Annotated in this window: 15 protein-coding genes; 3 read left to right on the forward strand and 12 right to left on the reverse strand. The window is 44.8% G+C overall.

What is annotated here, in order from left to right; translation table 11 throughout:
• Positions 1–58: 58 nt before the first annotated feature.
• Both rlmB and rnr read right to left on the reverse strand, forming a co-directional pair.
• Positions 59–799 (reverse strand): 23S rRNA (guanosine(2251)-2'-O)-methyltransferase RlmB, encoded by a 741-nt coding sequence (rlmB, locus tag AB4496_RS04400; protein WP_009847889.1) that lies wholly within the window; start codon positions 797–799, stop codon positions 59–61.
• A 159-nt stretch (positions 800–958) separates the two neighbouring features.
• On the reverse strand, positions 959–3,460 hold the full coding sequence (gene rnr, locus AB4496_RS04405; RefSeq protein WP_009847888.1) for a ribonuclease R: 2,502 nt from the start codon (positions 3,458–3,460) through the stop codon (positions 959–961).
• Between the two features lie 249 nt (positions 3,461–3,709).
• On the opposite strand from rnr, the gene AB4496_RS04410 reads away from it, so the two are divergent.
• Complete coding sequence (locus AB4496_RS04410) at positions 3,710–5,119, forward strand: amidohydrolase (protein ID WP_009847887.1); 1,410 nt, start codon at positions 3,710–3,712, stop codon at positions 5,117–5,119.
• Between the two features lie 154 nt (positions 5,120–5,273).
• Here the strand turns inward: AB4496_RS04410 and motX are convergent, their stop codons facing one another.
• Both motX and AB4496_RS04420 read right to left on the reverse strand, forming a co-directional pair.
• The gene (motX, locus tag AB4496_RS04415; protein WP_009847886.1) at positions 5,274–5,909 is read right to left on the reverse strand and encodes a flagellar protein MotX; all 636 of its coding nucleotides are present in this window, start codon (positions 5,907–5,909) and stop codon (positions 5,274–5,276) included.
• A gap of 318 nt (positions 5,910–6,227) precedes the next feature.
• Positions 6,228–7,544, reverse strand: a complete 1,317-nt coding sequence (locus AB4496_RS04420; protein ID WP_009847885.1) for an adenylosuccinate synthase — start codon at positions 7,542–7,544, stop codon at positions 6,228–6,230.
• A gap of 171 nt (positions 7,545–7,715) precedes the next feature.
• On the opposite strand from AB4496_RS04420, the gene AB4496_RS04425 reads away from it, so the two are divergent.
• Complete coding sequence (locus AB4496_RS04425) at positions 7,716–7,904, forward strand: DUF2065 domain-containing protein (protein ID WP_009847884.1); 189 nt, start codon at positions 7,716–7,718, stop codon at positions 7,902–7,904.
• Positions 7,905–8,057: 153 nt separating this feature from the next.
• Here AB4496_RS04425 and hflC read toward each other — a convergent pair whose 3' ends face one another.
• From hflC to tsaE, 8 genes are all read right to left on the reverse strand, one after another.
• Positions 8,058–9,035: a protease modulator HflC gene (gene hflC / locus AB4496_RS04430; RefSeq protein ID WP_009847883.1), complete on the reverse strand. Its 978-nt coding sequence runs from the start codon at positions 9,033–9,035 to the stop codon at positions 8,058–8,060.
• Positions 9,036–9,037: 2 nt separating this feature from the next.
• Complete coding sequence (gene hflK, locus AB4496_RS04435; RefSeq protein WP_009847882.1) at positions 9,038–10,240, reverse strand: FtsH protease activity modulator HflK; 1,203 nt, start codon at positions 10,238–10,240, stop codon at positions 9,038–9,040.
• Positions 10,241–10,267: 27 nt separating this feature from the next.
• The gene (hflX, locus tag AB4496_RS04440) at positions 10,268–11,575 is read right to left on the reverse strand and encodes a ribosome rescue GTPase HflX (protein WP_017101855.1); all 1,308 of its coding nucleotides are present in this window, start codon (positions 11,573–11,575) and stop codon (positions 10,268–10,270) included.
• 44 nt (positions 11,576–11,619) lie between these two features.
• The gene (hfq, locus tag AB4496_RS04445; protein ID WP_004735866.1) at positions 11,620–11,886 is read right to left on the reverse strand and encodes an RNA chaperone Hfq; all 267 of its coding nucleotides are present in this window, start codon (positions 11,884–11,886) and stop codon (positions 11,620–11,622) included.
• A 192-nt stretch (positions 11,887–12,078) separates the two neighbouring features.
• The gene (gene miaA, locus AB4496_RS04450; RefSeq protein WP_009847880.1) at positions 12,079–13,011 is read right to left on the reverse strand and encodes a tRNA (adenosine(37)-N6)-dimethylallyltransferase MiaA; all 933 of its coding nucleotides are present in this window, start codon (positions 13,009–13,011) and stop codon (positions 12,079–12,081) included.
• A gap of 167 nt (positions 13,012–13,178) precedes the next feature.
• Complete coding sequence (gene mutL / locus AB4496_RS04455; protein WP_102258452.1) at positions 13,179–15,368, reverse strand: DNA mismatch repair endonuclease MutL; 2,190 nt, start codon at positions 15,366–15,368, stop codon at positions 13,179–13,181.
• Between the two features lie 89 nt (positions 15,369–15,457).
• A complete protein-coding gene (locus AB4496_RS04460; RefSeq protein ID WP_017101857.1) occupies positions 15,458–17,173 on the reverse strand; it encodes an N-acetylmuramoyl-L-alanine amidase in 1,716 nt (571 codons plus the stop codon).
• Complete coding sequence (tsaE, locus tag AB4496_RS04465; RefSeq protein ID WP_004735870.1) at positions 17,167–17,631, reverse strand: tRNA (adenosine(37)-N6)-threonylcarbamoyltransferase complex ATPase subunit type 1 TsaE; 465 nt, start codon at positions 17,629–17,631, stop codon at positions 17,167–17,169. The genes AB4496_RS04460 and tsaE overlap by 7 nt, the downstream gene beginning before the upstream one ends.
• Before the next feature lie 247 nt (positions 17,632–17,878).
• Between tsaE and queG the strand changes: the two genes are divergently transcribed.
• Complete coding sequence (queG, locus tag AB4496_RS04470; protein ID WP_009847877.1) at positions 17,879–19,057, forward strand: tRNA epoxyqueuosine(34) reductase QueG; 1,179 nt, start codon at positions 17,879–17,881, stop codon at positions 19,055–19,057.
• The last annotated feature ends 366 nt before the right edge of the window (positions 19,058–19,423 follow it).

Here is a 19,423-nt window from a genome sequence, read left to right on the forward strand (position 1 = left end):
ACATAGAGACACACAACTAAACCAAGCGTAACTGAGTCAAATGTTGCTGAACCTAGGTTTACTGAGCTAAACGTTGGCGTACCGCTTCGAACAGACAGATGCCCGATGCTACTGAAACGTTCAGGCTCGACACGCTACCTGCCATTGGAATCTTAATCAGATCATCACAGGTTTCACGCGTTAGACGACGCATACCGTCACCTTCAGCACCCATAACTACAGCAAGAGGGCCTGTTAACTTCGCTTGGTAGATATCATGCGTTGCTTCACCTGCGGTACCCACAAACCATACACCCTGTTCTTGCAGTGCACGCATTGTACGAGCTAGGTTGGTTACACGTACTAGAGGAACGGTCTCAGCCGCACCACACGCTACCTTGCTTACCGTTGCTGTTAGCGGCGAAGAGCGGTCTTTCGGTACGATAACAGCAGCAACACCCGCGGCATCCGCATTACGCAGACAAGCACCTAGGTTGTGAGGGTCTGTTACGCCGTCTAGAACCAACAGCAGAGGCTGTTCGTGCTGCGCAAGGATATCATCTAGGTGAGTTTCATTAAGCTGCTTAGCAGGCTTCACCTTAGCAATAAGACCTTGGTGATTCGCACCTTGTGCTTTTTCATCAAGCGGCTTACGACCCATTTGTTGAATCGATACACCAAATTGCTGCAATTGATTCAGTAATGGAAGCAGGCGATCGTCTTGACGACCTTTCAGTACATACGCTTCGATAAAACGAGCTGGATCTTTTTCTAGTACGGCTTTCACCGCGTGAATACCGTAAATAAATTCGTTACTCATTGTCTCTGGTTACTCTTATTGCTCAGAGGTGAATGTCATCAAACCCGATGCACCCATCTCTGTATTGTTTATTTCGAGAGCATGCATCTTCCGCCTGATACTCTCGCATTTAAATTCGTTAGACGTTTAAGCGCTACTCGTCACTGTAATGACGATAGCTTAAGACTTATCAGCCTTTGGCTTACGGCTTGCTGCGCGCTTTTTCTTCGCACGAGCTTTAGCAGCACCAGTTTTATTCGCTGGCTTTTTCTTCTTAGATGAACTTTCGCTACTTCCATCAGGTCGCTTAGTTGGTTCAACTAAAGGCGTTGCAGGTACACCCGGCTTATTGCTCTTCACCGCTGAACGCTTCTTGCTTTTCGCCTTTTTCATCGCTTCAGCAGCACGCTTCTTGGCTGTTTTACCTTTACCACGCGGCTGACGATCGGTGTCTTCTAAATCAAAATCGATTTGACGAGTTTCTAAGTTAACCGCAGAAACCTTCACTTTAACCGAATCACCCAAGCGGTAGATATTACCTGAGCTTTCACCCACTAGACGCTGACCAACAGCATCAAATTGGTAGTAATCATTCGCTAGCGCAGAAATATGTACCAGACCATCGATGTGCAGTTCCGTTAGACGCACAAAGAAACCGAAGCCAGTCACGTTGGCAATCACGCCATCCATCACTTCGCCAACATGGTCTTGCATGTACTCACACTTCAGCCAGTCGTTCACTTCACGCGTAGCATCATCAGCACGACGCTCAGTCATTGAACACTGTTCGCCGTAGAAGTCCATATCATCGAAAGTGTAGTGGTAACCACCGGTTGGCGTCCAACGCTCGCTGTTACGACCTTCTTCTTTCGCAATAAGGTACTTAATTGCACGGTGCAATAGTAAATCTGGGTAACGACGAATTGGCGAGGTAAAGTGAGCATAGCGCTTAAGAGCTAGACCAAAGTGACCCGCGTTATCCGCGTTGTATACCGCTTGCTTCATTGAGCGCAGCAGCATAGTTTGGATTAATTCACGATCTTCACGTTCGTTAATCTGCTGCATCAGTTGTGCATAATCTACCGGAGATGGCGACAGGCCACCTTCCAGCGTTAAACCTAATTCACTTAAGAAACTCTTAAAGCCCATTAAGCGCTCTTCACCCGGAGTATCGTGAACACGGTACAGCGCAGGCTCTTTTGCTTTTTCTACGTAAGATGCCGATGCGATATTCGCAAGAATCATACATTCTTCGATGATCTTATGTGCATCGTTACGGATTACTGGCTCAATACGGTCGATCTTACGATCCGCATTGAAGATAAACTTAGTTTCTACCGTTTCAAATTCAATCGCACCACGTTCGTCACGCGTTTTCTTAAGCACCTTATACATCTTATGAAGCTCTTCAAGATGTGGTACTTCTGGTTCGTAACGTTCACGTAACTCTTCATTGCCATCTAAGATCGCGCCTACTTTGTTATAAGTAAGACGAGCATGAGAATTCATGACTGCTTCATAGTGCTTGTAGCCTGACAGTTTACCTTTGTCTGAGATAGTCATCTCACACACCATACACAAACGGTCGACTTGAGGGTTCAATGAACACAAACCATTTGAAAGGACTTCTGGCAGCATTGGGACAACTTGTGACGGGAAGTATACCGAGTTACCACGGTTAATCGCTTCTTTGTCTAGCGCTGTCTCTGGGCGAACGTAGTAACTTACGTCAGCAATCGCTACCCACAGGCGCCAGCCGCCGCCTTTCTTCGCTTCACAGTAAACCGCATCATCGAAGTCACGCGCATCTTCACCATCGATAGTCACCAATGGCAATTTACGCAGATCAACACGTCCTTCTTTTGCTTCTTCAGGAACATGCTCACCAAGATTTTCGATTTGCTTATCTACGGCTTCAGGCCACTCTTGTGGGATCTGGTGAGTACGGATCGCGATCTGCGTTTCCATACCCGGAGCCATATTCTCACCAAGAACTTCGGTCACTTTACCCATCATGTTACGAGAACGACCACCACGGTCCGTAATTTCAATCACAACCACATTACCCATTCGAGCACCGCCTTTATGCTCAGTTGGGATCTGGATGTCGTGACTAATACGCGAATCATCAGCAACCACATAAGAATGGCCGTACTCTAGGAAGAAGCGACCAACAAGTGGCGTTTTACGCTCTTCAAGCACACGAACCAAACGGCCTTCACGACGGCCACGCTTACTGTTGTCAGTAGGCTGAACCAATACGTAATCACCGTGCATGATGGTTTTCATCTGATGATGCGGCAGCACGATATCATTGTCTTTACCCACACTGCCGTCTGGGCGTACCCAACCATGACCATCTTTATGACCAATCACAAAGCCTTTAATCAATTCCATCTTCTCAGGCAATGCGTAACACTGACGACGGGTAAAGATAAGCTGTCCATCACGTTCCATTGCACGTAAACGACGACGCAGCCCTTCATATTGTTCCTCTCCAGCCAAACCCAAAGCTTCGAATAGATCGTTGCGGTTCATAGGAATATTCGCGTCTGTTAGAAACGAAATAATGAACTCACGGCTTGGTACTGGGTTTTCGTAATTTTTCGACTCTCGGTCGGCAAAAGGATCAACAGTGGTTGTCGCTGTCGTGTTTTCTGACATTGGTGTGTTTTTTGACATAGGCGGGCCTGCTTAAGCAAGGAAGGTATATTACCCCTAGTATATCTGATGCTAGAGGTAAGCTACAGATATGCTTTGGAAAAGCCTAAAATAACCTAAGATTGATACATATCTTCACTTTGTGAAACATCACTTCATAGACGCGGACTATCATCAAAATTTCAAGCAAACGATAAAACAAACGTTTGCGCCATGAATGAAATACACTATTATCCACACACTTTAACAACACCTGTTCTGAGTATTGATATGAAACTAAAACGCACCCTATTGGCTTCAGCGATGGCAAGCCTAGCTCTATTTCCATTTGCGAGTTCAGCAATGGAAAAAGCTGACCTGATGATAACCGATGCCATGGTTCTAACCATGAACCAAGAAAAAACGGTTTACGAGAGCGGCACTGTTGTGGTCAAAGACAACAAAATCATTGCGGTTGGCGATGCTTCACTAGAGAAGCAGTACCAAGCTAAACAAGTGCTAGACGTTGATGGCGATATCGTAATGCCAGGTCTCATCAATACTCATACTCATGTATCCATGACGGTTTTCCGTTCGTTGGCCGATGATGTGCCTGATCGCTTGCACCGCTACATCTTCCCACTTGAAGCTAAGTTAGTATCTCGCGATATGGTTCGTATAGGCGCCAACCTTGGTAACGTTGAAATGGTAAAAGGTGGCGTAACTACTTACGCTGATATGTACTACTTTGAAGACGAAGTCGCTAAAACTGTTGATAAAATTGGTATGCGCGCAGTATTAGGCGAAACAGTAATCAAATTCCCAGTGGCAGATGCAGCAAACGCGGAAGAAGGTATTAAATACGCTTTAAACTTCATTGAAGAATATAAAGATCACCCGCGTATTACGCCTGCATTTGCTCCTCACGCCCCTTACACAAACACAACCGAAGTCCTTCAAAAAGTAGCAAAGCTTTCTCTAGAACTTGATGTTCCAGTAATGATTCACTTAGCTGAATCTCATCGTGAAGAAGAAAAAATTGCAAAACGAGCTGAAGGTTTATCTCCGGTTCAATACATGGACAGCATTGGTGCACTAAACAAAAACTTAGTTGGCGCACACATGATCCTAGTAGACGATCATGATATCGAGCTAGTGAAAAAATCAGATATGGGCGTGGCTCACAACATGAGTGCCAACATCAAGTCAGCAAAAGGCGTGTCACCTGCGCTTAAGATGTATGACGAAAATGTACGTATCGGTTTAGGTACTGATGGCCCAATGTCAGGTAACACATTGAGCACCATTGATGAGTTCAACCAAGTCGCTAAGGTTCACAAATTGGTGAATAAAGATCGTGCTGCAATGCCGCCGATCAAAGTGATCGACATGGCAACAATGGGCGCAGCAAAAGCACTACACATGGAAGATAAGATCGGCTCTCTTGAAGCTGGCAAGCTAGCCGACATCATAGTGATCGACACCAAGGCTCCAAACATGGTTCCTGTGTACAACCCATACTCTGCATTAGTTTACTCAGCTAACTCGGGGAACGTTCGTCACACCATCGTTGATGGCAAGATCATCATGCAAGATCGCGACATGCTAACGGTCGATGAAGATCAAATTCGCCAAGAAGCACTCGATTTCACCAAAGTCGTTCGTAAGACGGTAATTGAATCTGGTGAAGTTGTTCAGTAACGTCATCGAATGAAATAAACGGTTTTCCGTTCAGATCAAAAAAGGCCTCATAGGTATTTACCTATGAGGCCTTTTTATATCGATATATTTCTAGTTCAAGACTGATGGTTAACGAGTGCAGTCGTTAATCATCAACCTTAATTAATAATTGTAATTACCAGAACACGTCTCGACGTTTTGCTCGAGCGATAATGTTGTCTGGCATTCTCCGCTCCAAACCGCTTCGAAGCACAGTTATACGCTTATGTTGCCTTTGATCCGCTGTCACCGAGTTGTATAACCAGCGATAAGCATCTTCATAATCTAACGGGCTACCGTAATCACGTAGCAAGAGTTCCGCTAAGTGGATACTTGCACTTAAGTTACCCATTGAAGCTGCTTCTCGGAGATACGGAATCGCGCGCTCTTTATCTTGTTGCACCAAAGTGCCAAGAGAATAATAACGTCCTAACTGCTCGAGTGCCGCTGGTAAACCTTGATGTGCCGCGTTTTCCATATAGTAAAGGCCAAGCTCTACATCTTGCGGAACACACACACCCCAAGCCAACATATCACCGTATAAAAACTCATAAGAAGGCAAGCTAATACGTGTTGCACGAGCAACGATATCTTCAACTAACTGGCACTTATCAGCTTTCACTCGCTCTAGGTGTTGATTATTCTCGATTAAATTAATCAGTTCAGCTTCTGTATATATTGGAACGGGCTCTCCCACATCAGCCAAATCTGCATGACTCAAGGGTGAGCTCAGCGCCACTATCAATGAAGCTGCTACAATTCGTAGCTTCATACCTGCACTCTATTATCTGTCGTTAAAGCTATCTATTGAGGGCAGCAGACGATTTCTGCACGCACCAAAATAGGGTGAACTTCACTTTCCATGATATCTGTATCGGCAATAACCTTGACGGCTTTAGACAAAACTTGCCGCTAATGGGCAATATTTTGCCATATGGCGTTCAAAAGATCATCACGAGCGGCTTAGTTTTCAAATTGCAGGTATTAAAAAGCCGACTTAACAAAGTCGGCTTTTAGAAAACTATTTCATTATCAAAGTACTTTAATTACCTCAGTACGCTTCGTGCTGTGGTAATCACTCAACTGGGCATTATGCGCCGTATGGGTGAACCTTGATGATAGTTTCGTTACGATCTGGGCCAGTTGATACGATATCAATTGGAACGCCAGTTAGGTCTTCGATACGCTTGATGTAATCTAGAGCAGCTTGTGGAAGCGCGTCGATAGATTTAGCACCAAATGTGTTTTCAGACCAACCAGGCATTGTTTCGTAGATTGGCGTCGCTTCTTCGAATGACTCAGCAGCCATTGGAGAAACTTCTAGGATAGAACCATCTTTCATCTTGTAACCAGTACAGATTTTTAGTTCTTCTAGGCCATCTAGAACGTCTAGTTTAGTTAGACACATACCAGATAGAGAGTTGATTTGGATTGCACGACGCATAGCAACAGCATCGAACCAACCTGTACGACGTAGACGACCAGTAGTTGCGCCAAACTCGTGACCAACATCGCCTAGGTGCTTACCGACTGGGTCTTGCTTCTCAAGGCCATCGTATAGCTCAGTTGGGAATGGACCTGAACCAACACGAGTACAGTAAGCCTTAGTAATACCAAGGATGTAACCGATGTGACGAGGACCGAAACCAGAACCTGCAGCAACACCACCAGCAGTCGTGTTAGAAGACGTTACGTATGGGTAAGTACCGTGGTCGATATCTAGTAGCGTACCTTGAGCACCTTCAAACATGATCTTGTCGCCGCGCTTACGTGCTGCGTCTAGTTCGTCAGTTACGTCGATAACCATCGCAGTTAACATGTCTGCGTAGCTCATCGCTTGCTCAAGTACTTCTTCGTAGCTTACTGTTTCAGCTTTGTAGAAGTGCTCTAGTTGGAAGTTGTGGAATTCCATAACTTCTTTTAGCTTCTCAGCAAATGCTTCTTTATCGAAAAGGTCGCCAACGCGTAGACCGCGACGAGCAACTTTATCTTCGTAAGCAGGACCGATACCACGACCTGTTGTACCGATAGCTTTAGCGCCACGAGCGATTTCACGCGCGTTGTCGATAGCAATATGGTACGGAAGAATTAGAGGACAAGCTTCAGAGATGAAAAGACGCTCACGCACTGGGATACCGCGTTCTTCAAGAGGCTTCATCTCTTTAAGAAGTGCGTCAGGCGATAATACAACACCGTTACCAATAACACATTTAACGTTATTGCGTAGGATGCCTGATGGAATTAAGTGAAGAACGGTTTTTTCACCGTCAATTACAAGTGTGTGACCTGCATTGTGACCGCCTTGGTAGCGAACCACGTATTTTGCATCTTCAGTTAAAAGGTCAACGATTTTACCTTTACCTTCATCACCCCATTGGGTGCCTAGAACGACTACGTTATTTCCCATCTTTCCAATTTCTGTTGCTAATTAAAAATGGATTCTAGCACTGAATCACACTTCTTGCAGTCACTTTTTGTTCATAAACGTTAACGCTGTACAAAAATAAACCAGAGATAACTGAGGGCGAATGTGTAAAGATGCTGATATCATTGCATTTTATAGACAAAAGGCAGAACCATGTCTCAATCAATTTGGCTCGCTATTGGGCTCGTTCTTATCGCTGAAGGGCTCGGCCCCTTGATTGCACCTAATGGCTGGAGAAACATGGTCGCGCAACTGAGCGAGCAACCAGACACCCAACTGCGCCGTATTGGCGGTTGTCTTGTGGTGGCTGGTGCCGTTATCGCTTTCATGACCTACCGCTAGGTTTTCTCAAAGTACGGAGCTGTCACTACGACTTCCCTCGAAGATTCAATGGTCAACCTGCAGTCTTCAACGAATAGAAAACAAAAAGGCTCCCATTATGGGAGCCTTTTGATTTTTAGGTACTTCGCTAATTTAATGAATTAACGAATCAGCTTATTTTGCTGGAGCACCGCTTGCTTGATTCATGTATTGGAAGAAGTCAGTCTTCGGATCCAGTACTAGAATGTCGCTCTTATCGCTAAATGATGTCTCATAAGCTTGCAGTGAACGCATGAAGCCATAGAACTCAGGGTCTTTGCTAAATGCATCAGAGTAGATCTTCGCTGCTTCTGCATCAGCATCACCACGAGTCACTCGAGCAGTACGGTCAGCTTCAGCAAGAACAGTCGCGACTTCTAGCTCAGCTTGAGCACGGATAACTTCTGCTTTCTCACGACCTTGTGAACGGTGTCTACGAGCAACCGACTCACGTTCTGCACGCATACGGCGGTAGATAGATTCACTGATTTCGTCAGGAAGGTTAATCTTCTTCATTCGGAAATCAACAACTTCAACACCTAAATCAGCCATCGCACTTTCTGCCGTTCCAGACAAAACGTTTTCCATGATCTTATCGCGTTCGCCATCAACTTCTAGTGCTTCTGCAGCCGCTACCGTTGTGACAACTTCGCTATCAGCAGAGTCTGGCAGGATGTCCTTATTACGAGGGCCTGACACGATCTGCTTAATTTCACGAGAACCAATTTCAGAACGAAGAACATCTGTCACTTTACGCTCAAGAAGTGCTTCTGCCGTCATGATATTGCCGCCGCCGGTACTCAGATAAAAACGTCCAAAATCAGCAATACGCCATTTTGCGTAAGTATCAATTAGAACGTCTTTTTTCTCTGATGTTACGAAACGGTCAGAACGACCATCCATCGTTTGAATACGAGCATCAAGTACTTTTACGCGATCAAACATCGGCAGTTTAAAGTGCAAGCCTGGTTCATAGATTCGTGATACGCCGTTGTCATCGAGAACTCGACCAAAACGAATTACCATGCCACGTTCGCCTTCTTGAATCACAAATAGTGACATCAATAGAAGGGCAATCGTCACAACTAATACAGGGATCATTAATTTACGCATTATTAGTATCTCCCTTGACGTGAACTGTCTGAACGAGTTTGAGTGCTAGACTTTGGATCGGCTTGAGTTTCTAACTCAATTTGATCGTAAGTTGATGATGTTTTTGCAGGGCGAGTGCCCGACTGAGAACCACCTTGTGCGCCTAGCTTATCAATTGGTAGGTATAGCAAGTTACCGCTTGATTCAGAATCAATCAGGACTTTCGATGTGCTTGAGTACACTTTTTCCATTGTATCAAGGTACATACGGTTACGTGTTACTTCAGGAGCTGCTTGGTATTCAGGTAGCAGTTTCTCGAACTGAGCTACTTGACCTAGAGCACCATTAACTGTGCGCTCTGAGTAACCCACCGCTTCTTTCTTCAAACGCTCAGCACGACCTGTTGCTTTTGGAAGAATATCATTTCGGTAAGCTTCAGCTTCACGCTCGAAACGCTCTTCATCCTCACGAGCCGCGATAGCATCATCAAATGCATCTTTCACTTGCTCAGGTGGACGTGCTGACTGGAAGTTCACGTCAACAATCAGAATACCCATGTCGTAGCTATCAATAATACGGTTCAACGTTTCTTGAGTGCTTTGACGAATCTGCTGACGACCACTTGTCAAGATACTATCCATTAGTGAGTCACCAATTACCGCACGAAGCGCAGAATCGGTTGCTTGGCGTAAACTGTCGTCTGCATTCGTTACACGATACAAGTATTTGTATGGGTCAGAAACACGGTATTGAACACCCATTTCAACGGTCACAACGTTTTCATCTTTCGTTAGCATGGTGCCAGCAGCACGTAGAGAACGAATCGCTTGAACGTTTACCAGTTGCTCATCTTTGATTTCATCGATAAAGCGTGGGTGCCAGTTAAGACCAGGTTCCTCGATACGGTCGAACTGACCCAGTCGAAGTACTACTGCTCTTTCTGCTTCGCCAACGGTATAGAAACCAGCGAAGAACCAGATAGCAATCGCAATGACAGCAATGACACCAAAGCCAATCGCACCGCCACCACCAATAGATGGCCCGTTACCGTTGCCACCTTTTTTACCAAACTTGCCACCTAACTTTTGACTTAGTTTACTAAACACTTCGTCTAAGTCTGGCGGTCCTTGATCTCGGCCGCCGCGATTATTGTTCTTACCCCAAGGGTCGTTATCGCGGCCGTTATTATCGCCGTTGTTGTTATTTCCAGGCTCATTCCACGCCATTAGAAAGCTCCATCATTTGATATGACGTTATACTGTAGCAGTCTCTTTGGTAACGATAAAGCCACCTAAGAGCGCCCCTTCTCTTTTTTCAAGTTTAGACCAATCTATTTGTTGCATTCGGATACCTATCAACAAGTTACCATTTTCATCATACTCTTCTTGTTGAATACATTTCATCTCAAAGAATAAGCTACGAATACGGCCCTGATGTTGATGTGGAATACACAATCGGAATTGAACCATTTGACTTGCTAAACGCTCAGTTAAAGCTTCAAACAGCAGTTCAATGCCTTCTCCTTCCATTGCAGAAACCCAAACAGCGCGAGGTGCGCCCTCTTCGTCTCTTTCAATTCGAGGTTTTTGGTCTTCCATGCAGTCAATTTTGTTCATGACTACAAGGGTTGGCACTTCATGAGCATCGATTTCTTCTAATACTTCATGAACAGCCTGAATGTTCTCACGAAAGCGGTCATCACTGGCATCAACAACATGTAACAAAATGTCAGCTTCCTGCGTCTCTTGTAACGTAGCCTTGAACGCAGCGACCAAGTCGTGTGGTAGATGGCGGATAAAACCTACGGTATCTGCGAGAATTGCAGGCCCGACATCTGCCAAATCAATCTTACGTAGTGTTGGGTCTAAGGTTGCAAACAGTTGGTCTGCCGCATAAACACCAGCACTTGTGATGCGATTGAAAAGTGTTGATTTCCCCGCGTTGGTATAACCAACCAAAGAAATTGTTGGGATTTCAGCTCGATTACGAGCACGTCGTCCTTGTTCACGCTGCTTAGCGACTTTCGCTAAACGACGTAATATTGCCTTTATACGGTCACGCAACAAACGTCGATCGGTTTCCAGTTGAGTTTCACCTGGACCACGAAGACCAATACCACCTTTCTGCCTTTCAAGGTGAGTCCAACCACGAATCAATCGAGTAGAGATATGACGAAGCTGAGCGAGCTCAACTTGTAGCTTACCTTCATGAGTTCGCGCACGTTGTGCAAAGATATCTAAGATCAAACCCGTGCGATCAATCACACGACATTTACACAATTGCTCGAGGTTTCGCTCTTGGGCAGGAGAGAGGGAGTGGTTAAAAATCACAATTTCAGCACCGGTTAGCTGAACAGCTTGTGCGATTTCTAGGGCTTTACCTTCTCCAACGTAGTATTTAGGGAGTGGGGATTGTCGGCTACCAGTAATCACTTGTAGCGTTTCTACCCCCGCTGAGGAGACCAGCATTTCACATTCGCTCAGGTCTTCCCATTCTCCCTCTTGCGTGAAGTTGATATGAACAAGTACGGCTCGCTCGCCGGATTCATAACGGTCAAACAAGCAACCAACTCCTTATTACAGCGCAAGCTGTATCAATTGAACGATTAATCTTCAGTCTTCTCAGGACGATCAGATGGCGCGCGTTGTTGCTCGCCGCTGTGGTGACTCACTGCACGAGCAGGAACCACAGTAGAAATCGCATGCTTGTAAACCATTTGGTTTACTGTGTTCTTCAATAAGATCACGAATTGATCGAAAGACTCGATCTGACCTTGCAGCTTGATGCCGTTAACAAGATAGATAGAGACTGGAATGCGCTCACGACGGAGTGCATTTAGGAATGGGTCTTGTAGCGATTGCCCCTTAGCCATTTTATTTTCCTTATTTATATTTTGTTGTAATTATTTAGCTAGTGGTGCACAAAAAGGTGCGGCCTTTGCATCTGAGCTAAACGAATAAAAAAACTCCGTTGTTATTGAAAGGCTGTGATTTTTAAAAGCCTCAACAACTGATCCTTTCCAGAGTATATTCACGCAAAAGCGATCACATTATACACAGCAATACTAATCAGATGCTATTGCATCTGAAAGAGTTTCTAACGCCTGTTCAATGTTTTCGCTATCCAACCAAGTTAAATCATCCCAACTGCGTAACCAGGTGATTTGTCGCTTGGCCAATTGACGGGTTGCGCAGACACCACGGAAAACCGCTTCGTCTAAATCGCAATTCCCATCTAAATAATCCCACATCTGCCTATAACCAACGCATCGGATCGATGGTAGTTCAGGGTGAAGATCCTCTCTGGCGTACAACGCTTTCATTTCATCTTCAAATCCCGCTTCTATCATCTTCTCGAAACGCAGCTCAATGCGGCGATGGAGTTCTTTCCTTTCCTTGGGAGCTATTGCAAATTGTTTTACACGAAATGGCAGGCTATCGCCTTTCGTTTGAGTTAGCTCTGTTAATGTTTTACCCGAAATTCGATAAACTTCCAATGCCCTTGAAAGCCTTTGTGGATCATTTGGGTGTATTCTTTCAGCGGATACGGGATCTATCTCTCTTAATTGATCATGCAATGCCTGCCAACCCTGTTCAATAGACTCCGCTTCAATCTGCTTACGAATCTCTTGATCCGCGGCGGGTAGTGGCGATAAACCTTCCAACAATGCCTTGTAGTAAAGCATTGTGCCACCAACAAGTAGCGGGATTTTACCTTCCGCTACAATCTTATTCATTTCACTGATCGCATCACGACGAAAGTCAGCCGCAGAATACGCTTCGCTTGGATCGAGAATATCAATCAAGCGATGAGGCGCGAGCGCGAGCTCTCCTGCATCCGGCTTAGCAGTACCAATATCCATGTCTTTGTAGATTAGCGCCGAATCGACACTGATGATCTCTACCGGGTATTTCTGACGCAAGCGGATAGCTAAATCTGTTTTTCCTGATGCCGTTGGGCCCATTAAAAACAACGCTAAAGGTAATTTTTCAGTCATGATATTTTGTATTTATTTCTCTGTTAGAGCACTTAATTAAAAGGCTTCATGTCGCGATACTCTTGTCTACTAAGAAAAGCCTCATCGCAACAGTTAAATCGTAAACAGCCGAAGCCGTAAATAAGCTTAATTTATCTAAAACTCAGCTGTGAAAATTCACCTGAAAACTAAGCCATAAAAGCAGCGATGGTTGCAGAAAAGTCGATAGGATTAACAAATTCGGGATCATCTAATGGAAGTAGACCATGCCAAAGTTGCTCAAGTTCCCCAACTAGTTGAACCGCTTCAGATAAAGTGTAGTCGTTTTTTACTTGTGCTGTCTGAATCCCGATCCAGTTAACCAGTAATGGTAACGTATCGCTAGAAAAGCTATGGCCTTGAGTTTCCGAGGCCTGAGCGTTTATTGAAGCCGCGTAAGATAACAGATCTGGGATCAAAATTTGTAAGTTTTGCTGCCTCAAAGGAGAAGGCACTCCCATCACCATTATCGCTTCGTTATTCCTAGCTTTAAGCTCGATACCAAGCACAGACAGTATTGGACTTAGCGCCTTAGCGACATCGACTAAATCAGCGCCTAATTTGATGGATAAAGGCACTAATAATGGTTGGCTCTTTAACGCGCCATCACGCGTATCAAGCTGACCAACAACACGCAATAACTCAGCCTTAGCCAAAGAAACCAACACACTGCCGTTCTTGTTTCCCATTACCAAATATTGGCGTTCCACTACCGAGACTGCTTTGCCTAAGTCCGTCACAGGTACTCTTGGCTTTAAATGAACAGGGTTCTGTTGAGCAGGCTTAGCTTCTTTATTTTCTATGCTGTCTCTGGTTTCTACGGGTGCCACATGCTCGTGAGGTGAGTATGGTTCTACAACTTGGTCATCAAAATCTGGCGTTTTCAGAAGCTCTTTATAGGCCTTCACTTCTCGCTTAGATGGAGCAGGCTCACCATGATGTTGGTGCAGCTCTTTTTCTTTTTTAGGTTCAGGTCGAGACTCTATCCACTCTTGGCGAGGCGAGCCTGTAAAACTGGTTTCGCGATCCGACGAGCCTCTGCTAGACGATGAACCTCGGTTAGCTGGTGAGCTATAACGCTGCCCACCATCATTAACGCTGTGCTGAGGGTTATCATAAACCTGTTCAGATTCGGCTTTTCTTGGGTAGGCTGGCGTTTGCTCAATAGCATATCTTTCACTATCAGATACTTGAGGTTGTTCTGAACTGCTCGGCATTATGCTTTCAGGCTCTGAGAAACTGGCAATCTCTCCGATACCCGGATTCGAGCTACCTTGCTGATGATGCATCACTTCTGACTGATGAAACGCAGACTGCTTGATCGGTGCTGCATCAATTTGTTTGCTTTGGGCTAAGCCATCACTCAAGGCTTGGTAGATAAAGTCGTGTACAAGGCGGGCTTGATGAAAACGCACTTCATGTTTTGCAGGATGAACATTCACGTCCACCTGATGTGGGTCTAGCTCGATGAACAACACATACGTAGCGAATTGGTCGGGGCGCAAGCTAGTTTCGTAGCTTTGACGAATCGCATGGTTGATGAGCTTGTCACGCATCATACGACCATTCACATAACAGTATTGCAGATCGCTTTGTTGTCTTGCTCCTTCAGGCGTGGTGATCCAGCCATGAAGTTTTAAGCCTTGATGCTCAAGTTCGATCTTAAGCATATGGCGAACAAAAGGATTGCCACATACAGCTGCGATGCGCTTTTCGGCTTGAACTTGTGTTTTTGCAGCGCGGTACTGACGAATCATTTTACCGTTATGACGAAGGTTAATCGTCACATCAAAACGGCTCAATGCAATGCGTTTAAGCAGCTCATCGATATGCGTGAATTCAGTTTTCTCGGTGCGTAAGAATTTACGTCGTGCCGGAGTATTGAAGAACAGATCCAATACCTCAACCGAGGTGCCAATGGGATGCGCTGCTGGCTGCAGTTTCACCTGCATATCACGACCTTCACTATGTGCAGCCCAAGCTTGATCCTGAGTCGTAGGGCGTGAAGTCATAGTTAGGCGCGCAACAGAGCTAATACTCGCCAGAGCTTCACCTCGGAAACCTAGGCTGACGATCGCTTCAAGGTCATCAAGAGTATGAATTTTAGAGGTAGCATGACGGCTTAATGCCAAGGCAAGCTCATCTTTAACAATGCCCTTGCCGTTGTCACGAACACGGATCATCTTAGCGCCACCTTTCTCGATATCGATATCGATACGTGTCGCACCAGAATCCAAACTGTTCTCAACCAACTCTTTCACAACAGAAGCAGGTCTTTCTACCACTTCACCCGCTGCGATTTGGTTAGCTAGCCGAGCTGGCAGTATTTTGATCGTCATATGTATAGCTACCTTACTGCCATTTATAGAAGCACTTCTCGCGTTTGAGATTGCTTCTATGTTCTAAACATTACTTCAACATTAGCCAACTATTTGTGCGGAATAATCAGCACTTGGCCAATGGCCAACTCATCGGAACGTAGTTTGTTTGCTTGACGGATACTGTTGACGCTCACGCCATATTTCGAAGCAATCTTGCCAAGATAATCACCTCTTGCGACTTTATGTTTACGTAGAGGTATATCTTTTACTTCAACCGTAATGCGTAACTTTTGGCCTACTCTCACGGTTTCTGATTTCAAGCGGTTCTCACGTTTAATGCTTGCTACCGATACTTTGTAACGGCTAGCTATCTTGCCTAAGTACTCTCCAGACTTAACCGTGTGTGTCAGCGTTTTACGGCTTGTTGTGGTAGCCGCTTGTGAACCCGAGCTTGGAATTTTTAGAATTTGCCCTACCGCTAAGCTCGTCGACTTCAAACCATTCAACTTCAATAATGCTTGTGTAGACGAGCCGTACCTCTTCGCAATCACAGACAATGATTCACCACGCTGTACTTTGTGCTGACTGGTAGAGTTAGAAGATGCCGCCGCGTTAGAAATAACAATCCCTTCTGGTGGATTCGCTTTCAAATATTTAACGACCGCTTTGGTCACAGCCCGCGCAAGTTTGTCTTGATGCGAACGTTGGAAAAGAAGCTTCTCTTCGGTCGGATTCGAAATAAAGCCCGTTTCTACAAGTACCGATGGAATTTGTGGTGAACGTAACACTGCCAAGCTGGTGTTAATCGGCTTACTGTTATGCAGTTTTGCGACCTTACCCATTTCAGAGAGAATGGTCGTTGCCAGTTTGTAGCCCTCTTTTTGAGAGTGGCTAAACTGCAAATCAAGCAGGGTTTGGTTGACGTTTTTATCTGCAATATTGCCAGTAAACGCAGCACCGCTGCCGCCCAGCAATTCTGACTGCTTCTCTTTGTTCTCAATCCAACGGGAAATCTCAGTATTTGCCCGTCGAGTATTCAACACGAACACCGAACCACCTCTTGGTTGAGGCGTCGTAAAGGCATCGGCGTGAATAGAGATCAAGAGGTGTGCTTCGTTCTCACGAGCAATTGCAACACGTCTGTTCAGGTTTACAAAGTAATCAGCATTACGTGTTAAACGCGTTTTGATTCCCGGAACTGCATTCAACTGCGCAGCGATCTTTTTCGAAATACTAAGAGTCGCATTCTTCTCATATTTACGAGATGGGCCAATGGAACCAGGGTCTTCACCACCGTGGCCTGGGTCAATCACAATCAGAACATCACGCTGACGCTTAACTTGATTGAGGTTCTTACTCACTGTTGGCTTAGTCGGCGTTGATGTTGCTTTGCCTTTACTTGCCGCACCATGAGGCAAATCGATCACCAAGCGATGTCCGTACTGACCACCAGGAGTCGGACTGAGTTTAAACAACTCTGCTTTAGACGACTTCTTTAACTCAAAAACCAAGCGATAGGTGTTTTTGTCTGGCGGTGAGCTTTTACGAATCTTAGATAGAACGGGGCTGTCTTTCACCACGACCGGTAACTTAGTTGCAAGGTTGGTCTTTTTTAAATCAACAACCAAGCGACTCGGGCTACTCAGGGTGAAATAGCTGAAATCCGCTTCTGATTTTAAATCGATAACCACACGAGTTTCTTCTGGAGAAGGCCAAACCCTTAAACTCTTTAGTGAGTTTGCAGAAACAAGTGAAGAAAACAGTATAGAAAAAACAGCAGCCAACATAGCTACTGCTGAAATAAGGCGTCTAGAAATCAACATAACTCCAACTGACTAAGTAAGCGCTGTCCGTATTCACTGTTAGCGGTTAAAGAAACAATGCGGTGATCGTCTTGGTAACGAATATCAATATCCAAATCTGCTTCTGGTAGCATTCCATAACCTTTCTCTGGCCATTCAACCAAACAGATAGCATCTGGCGTGAAGTAGTCACGAATCCCCATAAACTCTAATTCTTCAGGATCGGCTAGGCGATAAAGATCAAAATGGTACACCTGCCAATCGGCAAGTTGATAAGGTTCAACTAGAGTATACGTTGGGCTCTTTACATTTCCTTGATGGCCAAGTGCTTTTACAAAACCACGACTGAAGGTCGTTTTACCTGCGCCAAGATCACCATGCAGATAAATAGTTGTCTGCTGTGAGCAAAGATTAGAAAGCTCCGTTCCTAATTGAATCGTTGCTTGTTCATCTTTCAAAGTAAATTGTTTCGTGCTCATGAATACGTTCTCTAAAAATCGATCGTTGACTATATAAAAATCAAAAGAACAAGAATAGTAAACCGTGATGCTTTTGGGAGACAAGCACTCAAGTGTAAGTTCTATGAAAAATACTGATCAAAACACGTCTGTTCTGGTCAATACCACTAAGATCCGTTAAGATCCGCCCCCATTTTTGCCGAACCTAATTTTAATTAGCCTTATCTCTAATTGTAAAACAGAGAAAATAAGAATTAAGAATTAAGCCATGAATCTAGACCATCTTGCTGAAAAAATTAAAATCTGGGGAAAAGAACTAGGCTTTCAAAAAGTTGGCATCTGCGATGTTGATTTAAGTGAACATGAAGCCCCTCTTCAAGCATGGCTAGATGCTGGCAACCACGGCGAAATGGATTGGATGGCTCGACATGGGATGATGCGTGCTCGTCCCAATGAACTTCACCCAGGCACCATTCGAGTGATCAGCGCCCGAATGAACTATCTACCACCAGAAGCTCAGTTTGCCTCTAACCTAAGCGATACCACTCAAGGTTATATCAGCCGTTATTCTTTAGGCCGCGATTATCACAAATTGTTCCGCAACCAGTTGAAAAAGCTGGGACAAAGAATCGAAAAGGAAGTCGAAGGTTTAGACTCACGTCCTTTCGTGGATTCAGCGCCCATTTTGGAACGACCGCTCGCTCAAAAAGCAGGGTTGGGCTGGACAGGTAAACACTCATTAATTCTTGATAAAGACGCTGGCTCTTGGTTCTTCCTAGGAGAATTGTTAGTTAACATTCCTCTTCCAACAGATGAACCCAGTGTCGATGAGTGCGGCAAATGCACCGCATGTATCACCTCTTGTCCAACGGGCGCCATTATTGCTGATGGCGTAGTGGATGCTCGAAAATGTATCTCGTACTTAACCATTGAATATGATGGTGTGATCCCGGAAGAGTTTAGAGACGCAATTGGTAATCGTATTTACGGTTGCGATGACTGTCAGTTAGTTTGCCCGTGGAACCGCCATGCCGAACTCACTGAGCAAACTGACTTCCACCGCAGAGAAGACTTCCGAGAGGCAAACCTTGTTTCACTTTCAAGTTGGGATGAAGCTACCTTCCTAAAGAAGATGGAAGGCTCAGCGATAAGACGTATTGGACACACCCAATGGTTACGCAATATCTTTGTTGCTATGGGCAATGCGCCATTTCAACAACGCATTGTTGAAACACTGGAATCTCATCGAGGCAACAACGAAATGCTGGATGTACATATTGAGTGGGCTTTAAATAAACAACTACAACAGTTACCCAATGCTAGCAGCATGCAAGAAGATAGCTCTACGCAGAAAAATAGTTGTGTGCAAAAAGATAGCAGCAAAATCCTCACCAAAAAGCACAGGCTAATACGCATCGTTGAGAAAGGGCTACCAAGAGACGCCTAACCCCTTAGGCATCAACGATTGGCAGGCCAATCCACACCAACAACCCACCATACAACACAACTCGTTGCACATAATTTTCGAACAATGTTTGACCTTGTTCTCAATTCTAACAATGTGGAAAAAATTCAGAACTCTCGTAAACTTCCGACACCCACGTAAAGTTAAACACAGTACCGATAAATGATTAAGATCAAAAAACAACAAGTTAACGATCTTTTATCAAATTCAAGGCAAGTATTCAACCTGATAAAAAACAATGAGTTACGATCGCCGCAATTCAGCTAATATACTGAAAACAAGAAAGATCTTTTAGAGAAATGTAAAGAATTGGGTCTGAAATAACTTTATCAACCAAGTTATCCACAC

Source organism: Vibrio sp. 10N.222.46.A1 (assembly GCF_041473595.1).
GTDB lineage: Bacteria > Pseudomonadota > Gammaproteobacteria > Enterobacterales > Vibrionaceae > Vibrio > Vibrio tasmaniensis_A.